The sequence below is a fragment of the Eubacterium sp. An3 genome (assembly GCF_002159465.1).
Taxonomy (GTDB): domain Bacteria; phylum Bacillota; class Clostridia; order Lachnospirales; family Lachnospiraceae; genus Anaerobutyricum; species Anaerobutyricum stercoris.
This window is the reverse complement of sequence record NZ_NFIR01000025.1, coordinates 1-18385: the sequence shown is the minus strand read 5'-3', so window position 1 is coordinate 18385 and position 18385 is coordinate 1. Positions and strand designations below refer to the sequence as shown.

Sequence of the window (18385 nt, the reverse complement as noted above, 5' to 3'; positions counted from 1 at the left end):
ATGGTCATGTGTTTAGGCATTTCTTCATCTCTGCCTTTACCTTTTCTCTGGCGGCAGTTACAGCACGACTTACGGATTGTTGACTGCAATGCTCAATTTTCCCTATCTCCTTGAACGGCAGCCCATACCGGAAGAAGGCTTATCCCTTTTCCCGACAAATATCGACAAACAAAAAACCGCAAAGGCTGTTATCCCTTTGCGGCAGTAAGAAAAATAAGAACTACATTGTAGATATAAAACTTTTGTATAAGGGGCGTGAGAGTTCCAATAACAGAAGAAGTTTTTTTTGACAGGTTATCCTCATCCCTGTATGAAATTATGTAGGTAGTTGCTGCTTTGGATAAGCAGCAGGGCGGCTGAAGCAGACCAGCACATAAAAAATCCCTCCAAACCCAAAACGGGTTCAGAGGGAAGATGTGTAATCAGGCATGATGAATCCGCCCACCGAAACACCGTTTTTTTATTCGGTGGGCTTATCCTTTATCGCTTTTGACAGGGCAGAAATCTCGTTTTCCTGATTTCTAAAGGCGGCCTTTTTCAACCGTTCAAAGCTTTCATTACTGATCACATGTTCTATCCGGCAGGCATCGACTTCTGCAATTTCAGGATCAACACCAGCTGCAATAAGCTGTTCCGTAAAGAAGCAATGGCGTTCATAAATTTTTTCGGCAACCTCGCGGCCTACATCGGTCAAATGGAGAAAGTGATCTTCGTCCATTGTGAGAAAGCCGCCGTCCCGCAAGGTTGCTACCGCATGGCAAACGCTGGGCTTTGTGACCTCCATGTGCCGGGCCACATCTACGGAGCGTACCATACCGAGTTTATTTTGGAGAACAAGGATGGTTTCCAGGTAGTCCTCCCCGGACGCGTGAATATTAAAACTATTTACATCACTGCAGGCGGATTTGTTCTTTTGTTCCATCATTGCCTCCGCTATAATCTGTGAAATAAGGGCGAGTACTATTTATGCCCCTCTGCCATAGAGTAACTAACTTTATGAGATACTCCAACCTTCGGATTGCTGCCGGATGGAAACAAAATTTTGATAGATACCGGGTTTTTTAAGAAGTTCCGCATGTGTGCCGTTCTGGACAATTTCCCCATGATCTACAACAAGAATTTGATCTGCATTTTCAATAGTAGCCAGCCGATGCGCGATGATTAGAATAGTTTTACCGTGAGTAAGTGCGCTGATAGCCTGCTGGATTAAATGCTCATTCTCAGGGTCTACGCTTGCTGTAGCCTCATCTAAAATCACGATGGGGGCGTCTTTAAGCATAGCGCGGGCAATGGAAATTCGTTGCTTTTCACCGCCAGAGAGAGTTGCGCCGCCATCCCCGATCACTGTATCAAAACCGTCTGGAAGGCTCATGATAAAGTCGTAGCAGCACGCTTTTTTAGCAGCTTCTATGACCTCTTGTTTCGTCGCATCAGGTTTGCCAAACTTAATATTGTTGGCAATCGAGTCCCTGAAAAGATATACATTTTGAAAAACCATTGTAATATTTGCAAGCAGGCTGTCGCACTTTATATCGCTGATTTTGATCCCACCAATTTTGATGCAACCGTTATCCACATCATAGAAACGAGCAAGTAGATTGCAGATGGTGGTTTTGCCAGATCCAGATGGCCCAACAATGGCCGTGGTAGTGTTCTCTGGAATGTGCAGGCTTACATGCTCTAATACCTTTTTTTCGTTGTATCCAAAGGAGACGTCTTCAAAGTCAATATCAAACTTGGACAGTTTAATGTCTCGCCCGTTTTCATCAATCGGAGGTGTGTTTTTTATGACATCCAATTTGTCCATAATAACATCGATAGTACGAAGGACATGAATTGCATTATTCATAGCCTCAGTGCTGCTGAACATCATAAAAGAAAAAATGACGATCATCAGCATCATAGGGATTTTCAAAGTACCGCACAGTACAGAGTTGGATGCCAGAAGAATCATGGCTACCGCTGCCGCTTTTAGTGAGAACAGATGAAGCAGATTGAGCGGAACAAAGTTTTTCTCAATTTTGATGTTGATTTCCTTGCTATCCCGATAGGCTTTGGCAATGCTCTCTACAGCCACGCCCTCTTGCTTGAAGGACTTGACGATTGGCATCCCCCGAATATACTCCAGTGTCGCGCTGATCATGTCATCCTGGGCTTTCTGATGTACCGGAGCATTCCGCTGACTTTTGCGGCCTAGTAGTTGCAGAAACAGGTTTGAGAGCAGGACACCGACCACAGCAATCACGGATATTATAGGGTTGACAAAACCCATACAGAGAACGATGGTCAATACGAAAATGTAACTGTTCACTACCACATCGATCATATTGGTAGCATACGTTTCAAAAAAGGATAAATCCGTTGTGACGGCACTGGTCAGCTCGCCGGTGTTGTTGTTTTGATAAAAGCCAAGAGAAACCTTTTTGAGCTTATCGCCCAAGCGAATACGCTCGTCTGCTGCAGTTTCATAACCTACCCCATTCAAATAACGGGCCTTGAGGTATGAAAACCAAAACCGGCCTAAAATGGATAAAATAATAAATGCCGTAATCAGAAATATCTGTGTCGTCTGAACGGTTGGACCGCCTTTTGTCTGCTCCAAAACCAGATTGATAGCATAAGCAGCCGCCATGACCGGCATGGCTGTGAAAAGTGCCTGAATAAAGGAGAATACAAATCCCCAATATATTTTTGATTTCCGAGGTCCAATCCAACGGATGATCCTTCCAATAATTCGAAACATTATAACACCCCCTTATTTGCAGACCAGCCCTTTGCGTTAATATGAGCCTCCCACATGGTTTTGTATAGCCGGTTGCTTTGAAGCAAGGCCTCATGAGTACCAACTGCCTCTGCTTTCCCTTGATCTAAAACCACAATTTGATTTGCGTTTTTAATCGTGGACAGGCGATGGGCAATGACCAGCAAAGTCTTGCCTTTAGTCAACTCCGCAATAGAACGTTGGATTTTATCTTCGTTCTGTGGATCAGTAAAGGCCGTTGCCTCATCCAAAATGACAATTGGCGCATTTTTTAATATAGCCCGCGCAATAGCGATACGCTGTCGTTCTCCACCAGACAAACGTCCACCGGCTTCACCCGCTGTTGTATGATAGCCTCGTTCCAGTTGATTGACAAACTCATCGCAGCAAGCCGCCCGAGCCGCGGCGTACACATCTTCATCGCTGGCCTTTGGATTACCCAGACGGATGTTTTCCAAAATTGAACAGTCAAATAGGAAATTATCCTGCGTTACAAAACTAACCAAATCACTCAGCTGTTCTAAAGGGATGTCCTTGATATTAACGCCTCCAATGGATATACTTCCTTCGGTCACATCCCAAAAACGTGCAATCAGTCGGGCAATCGTAGATTTACCACCACCAGATGGTCCCACCAAAGCAGTAAAACTCTTTTCTGGGATAAGCAGATTGAGTCCTTCCAGAACCATTTTACCCTGGTCATTATAAGAAAACGCAACATCTTTCAATTCAATGGAATAATCTTTGACCTTAGCTGGTTGGCTGGCATCCGACAGTTCTTTAAGTTCCAATATTGCCTCCGCTTCCATGACGGCATATTGAATGGACTTTATCTCATTCGTATAATTTGCAAAGGTTGTCAATGGGGTAATCATGCCAAGGGACAGAATAATGCAGATGACGAGATCTGCAGGCTGGAGCGACCCCTGCGCAAAGAGCACAAGGCCAACCGGAAGCGTTCCCAAAAGCGTGGAAGGAAGAACTGCTGCACCAAAATTCATCGGTTTCCAGGTGTTCCGATACCAATCCAGCGTATAATCCAAAAACATCTTGACTGCCTGTTCAAATTTCTCATAGGATGAAGCGGATTGATTGAAAGCTTTGATGACCTGAATACCCTCAACATACTCCACAATTACGCTGTTGACATGATTATTGGCATTCATATATTCTTCATATTTTTTGTTAAAAGTCCGCAGGACAAAGGCATAAGCAATCAGTGCGATAGGAATTGTCAGTAAAGAAGCCAGCGCCATGCGCCAGTCGATGGTTATGATATAAATAAAAATGGACATCGGCAGCAGCATCGCGGGCAAAATTTCCGGTATTAGATGAGCAATGGGGCGCTCAATGGTTTCCACCCTATCGATAATTTGGTTTTTTAATTGCCCGATGGGTTGATTAATGACGGTGCCCAAGGGAGCTTTCATAAGTTTGTCTGTCATTTTTCTGCGTAAGCCTTCTAATATGGTATAGGCAGATTCATGAGAAAGCGTGGTTGAAATCCCATGAAAAATCAACATTAAGGCGTATCCAAGAAGGCATACTCCAGTCCATAGAAAGACACCTTTTGTAGATGCTGTTTCATTAAAAAACATCTGGATAATACGATAGACAGCTAAATAAGGGATTAATCCAGCTGCCACGCTAATGATTTGAAGACAAGTAGAAAGGATCAACTTTCCTTTGCAGGGGGCAGCGAAACTCAAAACAAGCCCAAACCAGTTTTTCTTCTTCATGTTGTATCACTCCTCTCATTTTTTGTCAGCGCATCTGCATTACATCTGCCAAATGCTCTTTCGTTTGTTCGGTGACCGCAAAGCACTCAGAGCGGTAGTCATCGAATAAACAAAGAACTCTCTGGCAGGTTGCCAGCAGAAATTCGTAGTCATGGGAAATAACCAGCAAAGTTTTTCCTTCCGCTGCCATCTCTTGAAAGAGATTACGAACGCGAAGCATATTTTTGAAATCCAATCCGCTGGTAGGTTCGTCAAAGCATATCACGCTGGCGTTTTTCTGATAGGCAACAGCAATGGAAAGTCGCTGTTTCTGTCCTCCGGAGAGAGAGGCCGGATGCCGCTCTCTTAACTCATCCAGCCCCATATTCTGCAATATCCCGTTCGCTTTGGCTATAGCCTCTGGATCATTCTCATGCTCTAACAACAATTCACTTTCCACGCTTTCCGTGAAAAGCTGGTAGTCGCTGTCCTGCATAACCAGATAGGTTTCCTGGATGCGTTTTTTGGGTGTAAGATGGATTCCATGGAATTTTATTTGCCCTGACCGTTCCTTTTGCAGTCCGCAAATCGTTTCTAACAGAGTGGTTTTTCCAACACCATTGTGTCCAACAATACCAAGAATTTCTCCTTGGTTGACCTTGAGATTCAAATTTTGAATAACTGGCTGTTGTGCAGTATAGCCAGCTGTAACCTGCTCCAGTTCCAATGCAACGATGTCTGTCTTAAAAGAAGGCTGGTTGGGAACTGGTAAAGCATCCAAATAGAAACTCCGCAAGCCTAATTTATTTGCTTCAGCATTTGTTATAGCTTGAAAAGCATCCTTTTGAAATTCTTGGATCATTTTCCCGTTTTGAATGAAGATTGCCCGGTCCACCAGATCTGTCAGGTAATGAATGCGATGCTCGGAAATCACTATAGTAAAACCATCCGTACGAAGTGCCTGGATAATCTCCCTTAATTTTTGGGTCGCCATCGGGTCCAGATTGGCTGACGGTTCATCCATAACAATAACCGAAGGAGCGAAAGCGTACACAGAGGCCACGGCCACAGCCTGCTTTTCTCCACTGGACAGCGCAAAAATACTGCGGCCAAGAAGACTCTCAATGCCCAGTTTCCTTGAGGCATTCTCTACTCTGCGATGAATTTCGTTTCTTGGTAATCCTGCGTTCTCGCAGGAAAATGCAATTTCTGATGTTACATCCGTGGCAAAAAATTGTGAGCGCGGGTCCTGGAATACTGAACCGACTATATCTGCCAGACTTTGAATCGTTGTCTCGGTCGTGGTACGGCCACCTATCCGAACAATCCCTTTCAACTCACCTTCATAAAAATGAGGAACCAAGCCGTTAAGCAAGCGCGTGATTGTTGTCTTACCGCAGCCACTTGGCCCCAGCAGCAGAACGAGTTCCCCTTTGGCAATAGAATGGGTGAATTCTCTTAATGCTGGATGCCTTTCCGACTCATATTGAAACGATACATTTTCAAAGCAAATCATAGCAACCTCCCTTCCAACAGCATGGGGGTCAAGTACCTTCCAACCAAAATGAGTGCGACAAAAAGGACAGTGATTAGAAAATCATGCAAATGAAGGCGTACCTCCCGGTAAGAGGTCCGCTTTGTTTGTAAATCCAGTCCTCTTGTCATAGCAGAAGCGGAAAGGTCATCTGCTACTTTAATGCTCCGCATAATCAGTGGAACGAGGGCATACTCTATGGTTCGCCCTGGTTGGAATAACAGATTTTTTGCATTACAGGCAATTCCGCGCATCTTCATTGTATTATTGATATTACGGAACTCTCCACCAATGGTAGGAATGTAGCGGAACACAACCGCCACAGTGATGGTGAACCCTTTCGGGATATGCATGTTTTGCAGGGATGTAATCAGGTCATCGACACACAGCCCCGCAGACATCCACAGGCACATGATCACCATGGATAATGAACGAGCCACAATAAAGAGCAGGAAGGATACCATCATCTTAACTGTATCATTTGGTATCCAAAGAGAGACGTATTCCACCACTAAAACCATCGCGAATATAAGGGCAAACTTCAAAGCGCGCCGGACCTCCCCCGAAATCAGCCAAAGCAGAATGATGATAATATAATTCCAGGCTACTACTTCTCGGCTTGGAGTAAACATTGTGGCGGTACTAATTACGACAACCAGCAGCAGTTTCATTCGCGGATCAAGAGAGCGAACCAGATTTTTGTGCTGGGTTGAGGCCGCCTCCATTATGCAATCCCTGCTTTCTGAAAATGCTTTTTTAAGATTGCTTTTCCAAGGAAAGAGCCAGCAATGCCTCCAACCGCTGTTTCAGCCAGCGCGACAAAAAACAGAGGTCCGGCAACCAGGTCGAAAACCTGAGTGTTAAATTCTGCCATAGTGGGAAGGCTGGCAATGTACATATCCTTCAGCAAAATCAGTGGGGCAAATGCGCCGACATACCAACCGACCATGAGGATGGTATAACAAATCAGCATAGTGGAGAATTTCTTCCGGTCGCACTTCTCCCAAATAATTTCTCCAATTATAGCAGCTGCGGCCACGCATAGGGATACCATCCAAAGGCTCATCAGCAACAATGCAGCCAACAAAAGGCCGGAGATCAGCACCGTTCCCTTTTTATTTACCTTGGTGTACATGAGCATAAAGACAATTCCGAGAGGGAGGGCTTGAATGCCAAGACAAAATATCCAACTCAATGGCGTACTGCCAAGGGGCATGCCGATGACAAAGTAAATTGCCAGTTCCACAACAGTCAAAATTGCAATCGTAGCAAAATCCCGGACGTTTAGCTTCTCGGTTTGCGTTTTCATAATTATTCCTCCTAACTTCGCATTTCGGTTACTTGTGACTAACTTGGTGTTAAATTTTTTCGGCTTCCATTCAGAAGCCGAAAATCGCCTGCCAATTAAAAAACTGACAGACATATTTGCAGTGTTCCAAAGCCTCCTGCCGAGAGAAATCATGGATTATTGGTTCAAATATTGTAGTCCAATAGGCCGTCAGCAAAAGATGAAGTTCTTTTTCTGAAATATCATTGTGTGGCAAGTCCCGGTTCCGCGCCTCTTCAACGAACTTTGCACATACCTTGGTGTTTTCTGCAACAAAGTCATGCAAAAAATCAGCATGATGTGATCCTTGAGCAGAACACAGCAACAATTTCATGTCCTCAAAGCGATCATAAAAATAATTGATCCAATACTGATGCGTTTCAAGCGACATATCCCACATTTGCATCAAAGTATGGTCATCCAGCCGCTTATAGTTGCGTTCATAAAAAGACCTTTTCAAGTCCTCAATGTCTTTGAGTGTTTGTTCAACCACTGCATCAAACAACCCTGCCTTATCCTGAAAACGGGTGTAAATGGAGTGTGTACTGACGCCACATTGCTTTGCGATCTCCCGCAAGCTAGCATCTGCAAAACCTTTATCCAAGAACTCTTTGGCTGCGCAATCTAAAAGTTGCTCTGCCACTCCTTCAATTTGTCGTTTCATGTTTCACCTCTTTTCTACGTATGGGAACAGTGTTTCCGTAACACTGTTCCCATAATATCATTTTTTTCTTACAAAGTCAATACAGCACAAACAAGATAACAGATCATTCGAGTTTTGTGGCATAAAAAGTAGGTGCAATTTTTTCCTGGTACTCTTTTGCCCTTACTGGAATACCAGATCTGTGAAGTTTCATTAGAGAACATAAAGCAAATACCCTCATATCCAAAGATACAAGGGAACGCTTAATGGTCATGTGTTTAGGTATTTCTTCATCTCTGCCTTTACCTTTTCTCTGGCGGCAGTTACAGCACGACTTACGGATTGTTGACTGCAATGCTCAATTTTCCCTATCTCCTTGTAGGTCATTTCATACTCATAGTGGAGCAGAAAACGCCGCCTTTGCATTTCCAGCAGCTTGCTAATAAACTTCTGTAGCAGTTCTGCCCGTTCTTCCTCAAGAATAATCTCCTCGATGCTTTTAGGCTGTCTCACCGCCCGCCAGTTCAGGGTTTCCTCCATAATCTCCGAAAACTCCCTGTGTCGATAATCCCATCCCTCAATTTTTCGTTCATCCAGTTCCAATCTCCGAAACGCCATGTAAAAATCATAGGGAACACATATTTTTTGAATTTTTCCTTGCCCATCCCGAAAACTGATATGATAACTTATACCTTTCTCTGTTACTACTTCCCGAATCCAGTATGACCGTTTAGGCATCATCATTGTTCTCTCCTCCTGCTGAAAAGTGGGTGAGAGGATTTTGACCTCTCACCCAACAGTCCATCAGGAAATCTGTTTTTCCCCTATGCCTTAAAATCTTTCAGCTTTTTCCGCAGACGATCTAACCTTTTATAAATCGCTTTCGGTGTCAATCCTACAAGCAGGGCAATTTCCTTGGTAGAATAACCCTGCATTTTCCATAGAATAATTTGTAAGGTGCGCTTGTCCACCGTAAGCAATGCACGGTATAGACTTTCACTTTCAATTTCATCCAGCATATCCGCCACCTATGAATTTCAGGGAGTTGCTCTTGTGCAGCTGTATCTCCAACATATTCTCCGGCGTTATTTAATCGACGGTAAAACCGTCTGTCAGAATTAAACTCCACTCTATCAAAAGTACGGATTTCTTCAATAGTATCCTCATCAATGCCATATTCCCGTAAAATCTTTTCTTCTTTCTCTTTCCAGAGTCTCCATTTGCGCTCTTCTTTTCCATGGTTGTATGCCACTTTTCCTTACCTCCAATCTGATTTGTTTGAACATTCAGATTGGAAAGGGCGGAGAACGGCAGCCGATACCGGAAGGAGGCTTATTCCTATTCCCGACAAATATCGACAAACAAAAAACCGCAAAGGCTGTTAACCCTTCGCGGCAATAAGAAAAATAAGAACTACATTGTAGATATAAAACTTCTGTATTAGGGGCGTGAGAGTTCCAATAACAGAAGAAGTTTTTTTTGACAGGTTATCCTCATCCCTGTATGAAATTATGTAAGTAATTGCTGCTTTGGATAAGCAGCAGGGCGGCTGAAGCAGACCAGCACACAAAGAAAAAGCGTACCCGCCGCAGGACGGATACGCCATTTAAGGATTTTTTGCAATTTGAGGGGAATGGATTTTGAAATAAGAAAAATACTGTCGAATAGAAAAATACCGCAATCCCTTCAAGGACTGCGGTATGTACGGTATATGTTTCTTTTTTTTCGACTCGGCGACTGACCGCCGGATTTTACTTTTTCTGTCGCCATGTTCTCCCCTTATGGGGATAATGACAGCAAATGCACATTTCCCCTCACCGAATTTGTTGATGAGGGTATTATAATAGGGAATTTTGAGGAATTAAGCAGAGAACGCTTAGTATTTGGCAAGGCTTTTCGCAAGTTTTGACAAATACTTCCTTATCACAAGTTTCCTGGGAAAAAGAGCTATGGTTTATTTGGATTCATACCGCCGACAAATCAGATAAATAAAAAGACTCACGGATTAGAGAGCTTCCTTCCAACCCGTGAGCCTTTCCGTCTTTTTACGATGTATTATACGCTATGAATCAATCTTGTTGTACTCCACGAGAGCTTTTTCGATACTCCCTCGGCAACATACCAGTTTCTCTCTTAAACATACGTGAAAAAGAACCTGCTTTTTTATACCCGACCAATCTGGCTACATCAGCGATAGAGTTTTCTCCACTCTCAAGGATTTTTTTTGCTTCTTCCAGTCTTAAATTGATAATATATTCATTTACAGTGCATCCATATAGCTTCTTAAATATATATTTTAGTTTACTCACACTCATATTCCCCCTAACCGCCAATTGAGAGAGAGAAATATCCGAAGCGTAATATTTATGAATGAATTCGCTTATTTCTTTTAGCAATTCTTTTTCTTCATCAATATATAACACATCATACGAAAATGAACTTTCTTCATATGAAAGCACAATAGAAATCAATTCATTTACTTTACTTTCATAATACAATCTGGCAATATCCCCGCTTATTTTACTATTTTGTAATTGGCGGAGAACCAGAAGAACTTCTGAACTCACTTCACGGCCATTCAGGGCTGCAAAAGCTTTTTTTAAACGTTCAAAACCTCCGGGAATCCAGTGTTTTAGCCTTTTTTCGTAGTACGCAGGCATGATATTTACAGCTACTCCCCGCAAAGGAGTACCTTTGCAATATGTTAAAGTATAATTTTCTCCGCAACTTATGTATGCGGCTACTCGTCCGCTTACCAATGGAGGATTATCATTCAATGGTATTGTTTTTATCGAATCATAATAGTATAAACTTATATATTCTGTTTGTTCATAATTAAAACTAATATCTTTCATTGCGAGAATGTCACTGATTGTAATAGTAAACATATCGTCACAGTGGTAAACCCAATAATTTGAATGTATTTCTTTTCTGCGTAAAGAAAAGCATGTTCCTGCTTTTCCATATGGATGGTTGTGACATTTATCAAAATTTCCACTTATTAACACCTTGTCAATCATATCCAAATCATCTTGTAACATTCTAATTTCCTCCCTGATAATGTGCAGATACGCCAGTATAATTAACTGAACAGCTTATAATTCAGTTGTTTAATTGACTTTTCGGTTAAATTTCAGTATCCTATCATCTGGTTAGCACCCTCTAACCAAACTATATCACACTCAACTTTTCAAGGTCAAGGAGGAACCAGAAATGAATCAAGAAAAGAGTTCGAACAGGTGGACAATGAGAAATATTATTACACTCGCCATATTTACTTTCATCATTGTTCTTGTCATTAACCTCGACAGCATGTTGCTAAATCTGCTAATAACACCTCTTGGTGCATATTATGTAGTTGCTGGCGTTTCCGCAATTATTTGTGGGCCATTTTATATGGTAATGGTAAACAAAATAGCCAAGCCGGGAGTTTTCTTTTTTACATGCTTATTGTCCGGCCTGATATTTCTTCTGACAGGCTATTTTATTTCAACGGTAATATTTATTATTGCAGGCGTAATCGGTGAAATATGTATGTTGGGAAAAGATGCCTACAAAAATTTCAATCGTAATCTGATCGGCTACTTCATTTATATGCTTGGCTATATCGGAGGACTTTTGCTTCCAATGCTATTGTTCCGCGAGCAGTATCTTGACTGGTATTCTCAGTATGCAGATAGTACTGCTGTTGATGTAATGCTTCAATTTTTTAGTTCTGCCGCAGGGCCCCTTACAGCACTTGGCATTACGATAGTCGGTTGTATAATCGGCGGTTTTATTGGAAAAATGATCTTGAAGCGTCATGTGAAAAAGGCACGTATATGAAATCTGTAACTGATCCACGTACCCATTTGGTCACATTGTTGATTGCTACAATATTTGTATTTACTATTCATCAACAGCAACAATTGCATTTTCTTATGGCGATCAGCATCTTATATGTACTTATTGAGAAAGGACTCCGTCGCGCAGTTGCATTCCTTATCGCATATTTATTGGTATCAGCACTTGTACAACTCTTATCGTATGGAGCCGGCGGTATAGCTGCCGCTATGTATTTATTTGTCCGTATGATGCCTTTATTTGCGATAGGGAATGTATTGGCGACATCTCCTGCCAGCGCTTTATTGTATGTAAGTGATAAAATGAAGTTTCCTCACAACGTTGTAATAATGGTTTGCATACTTCTTCGTTTTTCTTCAATGATATATGAGGAAATATCCTCCATTGGACAAGGCATTCGAGCCCGCGGATTATTCCCGCATTGGTATAGTATTTTTCTTCATCCAGTGCAAGGTTATGAATGTTTTGTTCTTCCTTTAATTATTAGAGGACTCAAACTATCAAATGAACTTACCTGTGCGGCAGAATTTCGAGGAATTGAAAGTACGTGTCCACGTTCAAGTATCTATCAATTGAGCGCATGGCACAAAAATTTTAGTATTGTGATTGGATATGGCTTTTTAGGATTAATTGTATGGTATTGGGCAGGGTAAGCAATGATAAGGATTAATAATTTAACTTTTTCTTATGGTTCTGACGAGTCTGACGGGAGTGTAGGGAACATTTCTCTGCATGTTCCCGAAGGACAATGTATAATGCTGTGTGGGCCATCTGGGTGCGGGAAAACTACGCTTCTAAGGATAGTAAGCGGTCTTATTCCTTCTCAGTATGGTGGCGATTTGTCTGGAGAAATTCTTATAGATGGAAAAAATCCTTCATCCTTAACAAGTGAGGAAAAGGCACATTTGATAGGAATGGTTTTTCAAGATCCTCGCAGCCAATTTTTTATGTCAAGTGTGCGGGAAGAAATTGCATTTTCAGGCGAAAATTTGGGGTATTCTTTGCCCAATATGCTTAAAATGATGGAGGCTCAGTGTATTCGGCTTAATATACAGGATCTGCTTGAACGGAAATTGAATCATCTTTCCAGTGGGCAAAAACAGAAGGTTGCAATTGCTTCTTCTAATTTACTTTCTCCTAAACTATTGTTATTAGATGAACCATCTGCTAATCTGGATGCCCATGGTACGGAAATCTTGGTAGATATTTTAAAAGAAATCAAAAACTCCGGAACAACCATAGTAATTTGCGAACACCGCTTACATAGTTTTCTTCCGGTTGTGGATAGATTCATTTGTCTGAAAAAGGGAGTAATCATAAAAGAATGGACTGCTTCTGAATTTGCAGCTCTAAGTAGCTCTGAAGCTGTTTTTTATAGCTTAAGACATCCAGGTTTAATAGAAAAATTCTCTTATATCAGACCTGTTTCAAAAGCAGCTTCCATAGAATATAGAGGTGATAACCTTAGTTTTCGATACCGCAATAGTAACAAAGGTTTTTCTGACCTTTCTTTTCATTTGACATCTGGAACCATTACTGCGGTCACAGGAAAAAACGGTTGTGGGAAAACAACCTTGTGTAAAATAATATGTGGACTTTTAACTCCAAATGAAGGGACATTTTTTGAAAATGGAAAACGGATAAGAAAAGCAAAACTTCGTCAAAACAGTTATTTTGTAATGCAGGATGCTGATTATCAACTCTTTACCGAAAGTGTCGGTAATGAATTGGTTCTCGGACGAACAGTAAATACTCAACTCCGTGATCGTGCTTATGAAGCGATGAATTTGTTTGAATTAACCTCTTTAAAAGAACGCCATCCTGCTTCTCTCTCAGGTGGGGAAAAACAACGTGTAACATTAGCGGCTGCATGGTGTTCGGACGCAAAACTTATTGTTTTGGACGAGCCTACCAGCGGCTTAGATGCCCGTCACGCACAAAAGGTTGCCGAATATATGTGCCGATTGGCCGAGAGTGATAAAATTGTTTTAGTAATTACGCACGATCCCTTATTAATTGCTCTCGCGGGAGAAAATCGAATTAATATGGATGAAGTATCTTCATATTGCTGAAGAGTGCTTTGTGTTCCTTGCACTCCTCGCTTTTTTGACCATGAATATATCACAACAGGGATACACTAACCGTATAAAATGAAATCAGAAAGGAGAGGCAGGTTTGAATACAATTAAAGAAGTTTATACTTTTGCCGCTAAAGGAAAACGATACATGTTTTGGTCTGTGTTTCTTCAAGGCGCAAGTTCAATTTTGGGCATATTACCATATTACGCTTCATACCGAATTATTGCAAAGTTATTTAATCACAGCGGTTCTGCCTTATTCTTCTTAGAGATGGCGCTTCTTATCCTAATCGGTATGACTATGAAAACTATACTTGGTGAATTGGGACTAAAAGTTTCACATCAATTAGCATATGAAACTTTAGCTGGTATGCGTAAATATGCGGCAAATCAATTATTAAGAATGTCTCTTGGAACAACAGAAAAACGGGGAAGCGCTTCATTGAAAAAAGTATTTGTTGAAAATATTGAAGAAATGGAAGTAGTTCTCGCACATGGTTTACCTGAAGGACTGGGGAATATAATCGGCTTAACAATAACAGTCCTTGCTATTTTCGTTTTAGATTGGCGAATGGCTCTCGTTAGTTTAGCTGTTATGCCCATTGGATATATAGCGATTATTTTAATGAGTATGAACTCCAAAAAGAAGTTAGAAGAATTTTATAATGCTTCTCGAAATATGAATAATACAATCATCGAATTTGTTCGTGGCATGAAAGAGATCAAAGTCTTTGGACAAGGCGATAACGCTTTCGCAAGGTATAAAAAGTCTGTAGAAGAATATAAGGATTACTCCTTGAATTGGTATAAAACCAGTTGGAAATATATGTCGTTCTATGAAGTAGTCTTACCTACGACTCTTTTATTTTTATTGCCGGCAGGTATCCTGTTTTACAGCGACGGAAGCTTAAGTTTAGCCGCCTTTATTGCATGTGTAATGTTGGCCTTATCAATTGGCCCAATGTTAATTCGAGTTGTGTTTTTTATACCCTTAATCCCCAACTTGGAGCAGAAATTTAAACCGATTAAGCAATTATTCTCGGAGCAAGTGCTGAAAGAAAAAAATGATCTTTATCTTGTGCCGCGCCAGTACGATGTGGAATTTGATTCCGTTATATTTGGTTACGGAAAACAATCCGTATTAAATAATGTATCGTTTTGTGCCAAGCAAGGCTCGGTTACCGCTATTGTTGGAAAATCTGGCGCAGGAAAATCTACGGTTGCAAAATTACTTTGTAGATTTTGGGATGTAGATAAGGGAACGATCCGTATCGGCGGACAAGATCTTCGGGATATTCCTTTTCAATCATTAATGGAAATTGTTAGTTTTGTAGCACAGGATAATTTTTTATTTGATATGAGCATTATGGATAATATCCGTCTGGGGAGACCAGATGCCACGGACGAAGAAGTAATTGCTGTGGCAAAGGCGGCAAGATGTGATGATTTTATTCAAGAATTACCAAAGGGCTATGCTACTTTGGCAGGAGAAGCAGGGGGGAAACTATCAGGAGGCCAACGTCAACGGATTACAATTGCACGGGCAATTCTAAAAGATTCTCCAATCGTTATTTTAGACGAAGCAACATCAAGTACAGATGCAGAAAATGAAGATTTGATACAAGAAGCCCTGAATCATCTTTTGCATGGGAAAACAGTGTTAGTTATAGCCCATAGATTGTCTACCATTGTTGAGGCCAGCAGAATAGTGGTAATCAAGGAAGGGGAAATATACGGTCAGGGTACCCATAATGATTTGCTTAATAGCTGTGACGAGTATCGTCATATGTGGGAAAAATATAATACGACAGCCAATTGGGGATATAATGCTGATTCTTCAGCTCAGGAGGTGGTACATAATGCTTAGATTTGTGAATAGAATGATTCATTTGGCCGGTTCTTATTCCGGAAAATTGAAATTTTCATTTGCAATAAGTTTTTTGGAAAATTTATTGCAAAATGTACCTGTCTTTCTGTTGCTATTTACTTTTGATTTAGTATTAAACGAGAATCTGTCGCAAAAGTATGCCTGGATAATTGGCAGCATTATACTTGCTGTCGTCTTGATTCGAATGTTTCTTCGATATTGGTTTATTCGTTTTGAAAGTGGAACTGGCTATGAAATATGTTCACGAGAACGTCTTGAATTAGGAAAACGTCTCCGACATTTCCCAATGAGTTTTTATAGTGAAGGCAATCTGGGGAATGTTTCGTCTGTAGTAACCATAGATTTACCTTTTATTGAAGAAAAGGGAATGGATGCTCTGGACAAAATCGTGTCTTATTATGCTTTTTCCGTGATTGGTATTATTTTTTTGTGTACCATAAGCCTTCCAATAGGATTGATTGCACTGATTACCTATTTGATTGCCGGTCTTTCTTTCAAGTGGCTCGAAGTAAGGAACAAAAAACAATCATTTATACGACAACAACAACAAGCTTCTTTAGTAGGCGCTGTTTTAGAATATATTCGTGGGATATCTGTTATTAAAGCATTCAATATCACCGGAGAAAGAGCAGTAAAATTAACAGACGCAATTGATTCCACTTGCAAAAACGCCATACAATACGAAGCTCAATCCATGATTCCCACCATTGTTTACAAAACCTGCTTTTGTTTGGGTTCTTTTGGGATCACGTTGTTCTCATCTTTTATGGCATATAAGGGGGAGTTGGAAGTAGCTTCTGCAATCATGGCTATTGTTTTTACATTTTCAATGTTTGTTCCGGCCCAAATGTTTGCCAGTATCAGCAGCCAGCTCCGGGTTATGGAAGCTGGATTAAACCGATATGAAAATTTAAGAAGCACGGAACCGATTAAAGATGGAATGAAACCATTCCCTGAAAAGGAAAATATTCAGTTTGAAGATGTGAGTTTCTCTTATAAAGATTCCACAGTCATTGAAAATATCAGTTTTCTGTCAAAGCCGAAAACCATCACTGCTTTAGTTGGCCCATCAGGAGGCGGAAAAACAACGATTGCCAATTTGATTGCTCGTTTTTGGGACGTAGATTCAGGAACTATATCAATAGACGGCATAGATGTACGGGATATAAAATATGATGACCTTTTACAGAATATAAGCTTTGTGTTCCAGGATGTCTATCTTTTTAATGATACTATAAGAAACAATATCAGCTTCGGTACGCCAGGAGCAAGCTATGAATCAATTATTGAAGCGGCAAAAAAAGCCAAGTGCCATGATTTTATTATGTCCTTGCCAAATGGATATGATACAGTATTACAAGAAAGTGGAGGCGGGTTGTCTGGTGGTGAACGTCAACGCATTTCAATTGCACGAGCTATATTAAAAAATGCACCTATTGTAATTTTTGACGAAGCTACCGCAAGTATTGATCCCGATAACGAGAGCGATATTCAATTAGCTATAGATTCCCTTATCAAAGACAGGACACTTATTATGATTGCTCACCGCTTAACCACGATTCAAAATGCAGATAATATACTGGTAATAGACGATAAGCATATTATCGAATCCGGAAGGCATGAGGAACTAATAAACCTAAACGGAAAATATTATGATCTTTGGTCCCGCCGACAAAAAGCATCCGGCTGGAAAATATAGAACAAAGCGAGGAGGTGTGCTATATGCCCTTAACATCATCTATGGAGGATTATCTGGAGACTGTCCTCGTACTTCAGCAGGAAAAAGGCTATGTCCGCTGCGTAGATATTTCCAACCATATGAGCGTGACGAAGCCTTCTGTGAGCCGGGCGGTCAAGGAACTATCCAAAAAGAATTATCTGGTGAAAAAGGACGATGGTACCCTCTCCCTGACAGAAACCGGAAAGTGGATTGCTCTGCAGATTTATGAAAAGCATCGTTTCTTCACCCGGCAGCTTATTGAAGCGGGTGTTTCGCCGGATATTGCAGCGCAGGACGCCTGCAAACTGGAGCATGTCATCAGCGAAGTGAGTTTCTCCAAGTTGAAAGCGGCAGTAAAACAAAATGAGGAGGTGGTCGTATCGGACAAGTCATCATCATGAACCTTTCAGATAAAGATTCCCTTGCCTTTGAGGATTTCGTTTCTTTTCTCAAACGTCATCCGGAAATAAAAAATAGGCTCCGCCTATTCAACTCCCCTGCCCCTCAATCATGAGGGGTTAGGGGTTTCTTTTTGTTACTTTCTCCTGCATAATAGTCTTATGAATATCTTACAAGCAGTAGGGTATGAACGTCCAGAGAGCTTTGCAAAACAATTTCACCGTATAACTGGGTTACTTCCGAGAGAATATCGAAAATTAGTAAAATAACACCTTTTTATTTCTCTAATTAACATTTACAAGCAACACATGCGGAAATCAAAAAATTTTTATGTTATAAAATCAAAATACAAAACGATCCAGGAAGTCCTGTACTGTTTTCAGTTCTGCCTGATCTGTGGATGCTGCTACGGTATCCAGATATGTACCTGTTTCCTGCACACGCTCATAATAGCGTCTGTCTGAATTAAATGCC

Annotated in this window: 15 protein-coding genes and 2 pseudogenes; 6 read left to right on the top strand and 11 right to left on the bottom strand. The window is 41.1% G+C overall.

The genetic code is table 11. The annotated features are described in order from the left end of the window. Nucleotides 1-460 precede the first annotated feature (460 nt). From B5F87_RS15895 to B5F87_RS15850, 10 genes and pseudogenes are all read right to left on the bottom strand, one after another. On the bottom strand, nt 461-922 hold the full coding sequence (locus B5F87_RS15895; protein ID WP_087282795.1) for a metal-dependent transcriptional regulator: 462 nt from the start codon (nt 920-922) through the stop codon (nt 461-463). 72 nt (nt 923-994) lie between these two features. Beyond that, entirely contained in the window at nt 995-2743 is a 1749-nt protein-coding gene (locus B5F87_RS15890) for an ABC transporter ATP-binding protein (RefSeq protein ID WP_087282793.1), read from the bottom strand. Then, complete coding sequence (locus B5F87_RS15885; protein ID WP_087282791.1) at nt 2743-4500, bottom strand: ABC transporter ATP-binding protein; 1758 nt, start codon at nt 4498-4500, stop codon at nt 2743-2745. Before B5F87_RS15885 ends, B5F87_RS15890 begins: the two co-directional genes overlap by 1 nt. Nucleotides 4501-4525: 25 nt before the next feature. Further along, nucleotides 4526-5995: an energy-coupling factor ABC transporter ATP-binding protein gene (locus B5F87_RS15880; protein ID WP_087282789.1), complete on the bottom strand. Its 1470-nt coding sequence runs from the start codon at nt 5993-5995 to the stop codon at nt 4526-4528. Then, complete coding sequence (locus tag B5F87_RS15875; RefSeq protein ID WP_087282787.1) at nt 5992-6738, bottom strand: energy-coupling factor transporter transmembrane component T; 747 nt, start codon at nt 6736-6738, stop codon at nt 5992-5994. The genes B5F87_RS15880 and B5F87_RS15875 overlap by 4 nt, the downstream gene beginning before the upstream one ends. Continuing rightward, nucleotides 6738-7322, bottom strand: a complete 585-nt coding sequence (locus tag B5F87_RS15870; protein ID WP_087282785.1) for an MptD family putative ECF transporter S component — start codon at nt 7320-7322, stop codon at nt 6738-6740. The genes B5F87_RS15875 and B5F87_RS15870 overlap by 1 nt, the downstream gene beginning before the upstream one ends. A 70-nt stretch (nt 7323-7392) precedes the next feature. Next, entirely contained in the window at nt 7393-8004 is a 612-nt protein-coding gene (locus B5F87_RS15865) for a TetR/AcrR family transcriptional regulator (RefSeq protein ID WP_087282783.1), read from the bottom strand. Nucleotides 8005-8253: 249 nt separating this feature from the next. After that, nucleotides 8254-8727 (bottom strand): sigma-70 family RNA polymerase sigma factor, encoded by a 474-nt coding sequence (locus tag B5F87_RS15860; protein WP_087282781.1) that lies wholly within the window; start codon nt 8725-8727, stop codon nt 8254-8256. An 80-nt stretch (nt 8728-8807) separates the two neighbouring features. Beyond that, nucleotides 8808-9235, bottom strand: a pseudogene (locus B5F87_RS15855) (sigma factor-like helix-turn-helix DNA-binding protein). Nucleotides 9236-10052: 817 nt separating this feature from the next. Then, nucleotides 10053-11024, bottom strand: a complete 972-nt coding sequence (locus B5F87_RS15850) for an AraC family transcriptional regulator (RefSeq protein WP_087282779.1) — start codon at nt 11022-11024, stop codon at nt 10053-10055. A 172-nt stretch (nt 11025-11196) separates the two neighbouring features. Here B5F87_RS15850 and B5F87_RS15845 point away from each other — a divergent pair, with 172 nt between their 5' ends. The 6 genes from B5F87_RS15845 (at nt 11197) to B5F87_RS15820 (ending at nt 17913) form a co-directional block, all read left to right on the top strand. Beyond that, complete coding sequence (locus B5F87_RS15845; protein WP_087282777.1) at nt 11197-11808, top strand: MptD family putative ECF transporter S component; 612 nt, start codon at nt 11197-11199, stop codon at nt 11806-11808. Then, nucleotides 11805-12479 (top strand): energy-coupling factor transporter transmembrane component T, encoded by a 675-nt coding sequence (locus B5F87_RS15840; RefSeq protein WP_087282775.1) that lies wholly within the window; start codon nt 11805-11807, stop codon nt 12477-12479. The genes B5F87_RS15845 and B5F87_RS15840 overlap by 4 nt, the downstream gene beginning before the upstream one ends. Before the next feature lie 3 nt (nt 12480-12482). Next, entirely contained in the window at nt 12483-13898 is a 1416-nt protein-coding gene (locus B5F87_RS15835; RefSeq protein ID WP_087282773.1) for an ABC transporter ATP-binding protein, read from the top strand. Nucleotides 13899-14001: 103 nt separating this feature from the next. Beyond that, the gene (locus tag B5F87_RS15830; protein WP_087282771.1) at nt 14002-15771 is read left to right on the top strand and encodes an ABC transporter ATP-binding protein; all 1770 of its coding nucleotides are present in this window, start codon (nt 14002-14004) and stop codon (nt 15769-15771) included. After that, the gene (locus tag B5F87_RS15825) at nt 15764-17491 is read left to right on the top strand and encodes an ABC transporter ATP-binding protein (protein ID WP_087282769.1); all 1728 of its coding nucleotides are present in this window, start codon (nt 15764-15766) and stop codon (nt 17489-17491) included. Before B5F87_RS15830 ends, B5F87_RS15825 begins: the two co-directional genes overlap by 8 nt. A 23-nt stretch (nt 17492-17514) precedes the next feature. Next, complete coding sequence (locus B5F87_RS15820) at nt 17515-17913, top strand: metal-dependent transcriptional regulator (RefSeq protein WP_087282767.1); 399 nt, start codon at nt 17515-17517, stop codon at nt 17911-17913. A gap of 354 nt (nt 17914-18267) precedes the next feature. Here B5F87_RS15820 and B5F87_RS21460 read toward each other — a convergent pair. Next, a pseudogene (locus B5F87_RS21460) lies at nt 18268-18385 on the bottom strand (sigma-70 family RNA polymerase sigma factor); the annotation flags it as partial.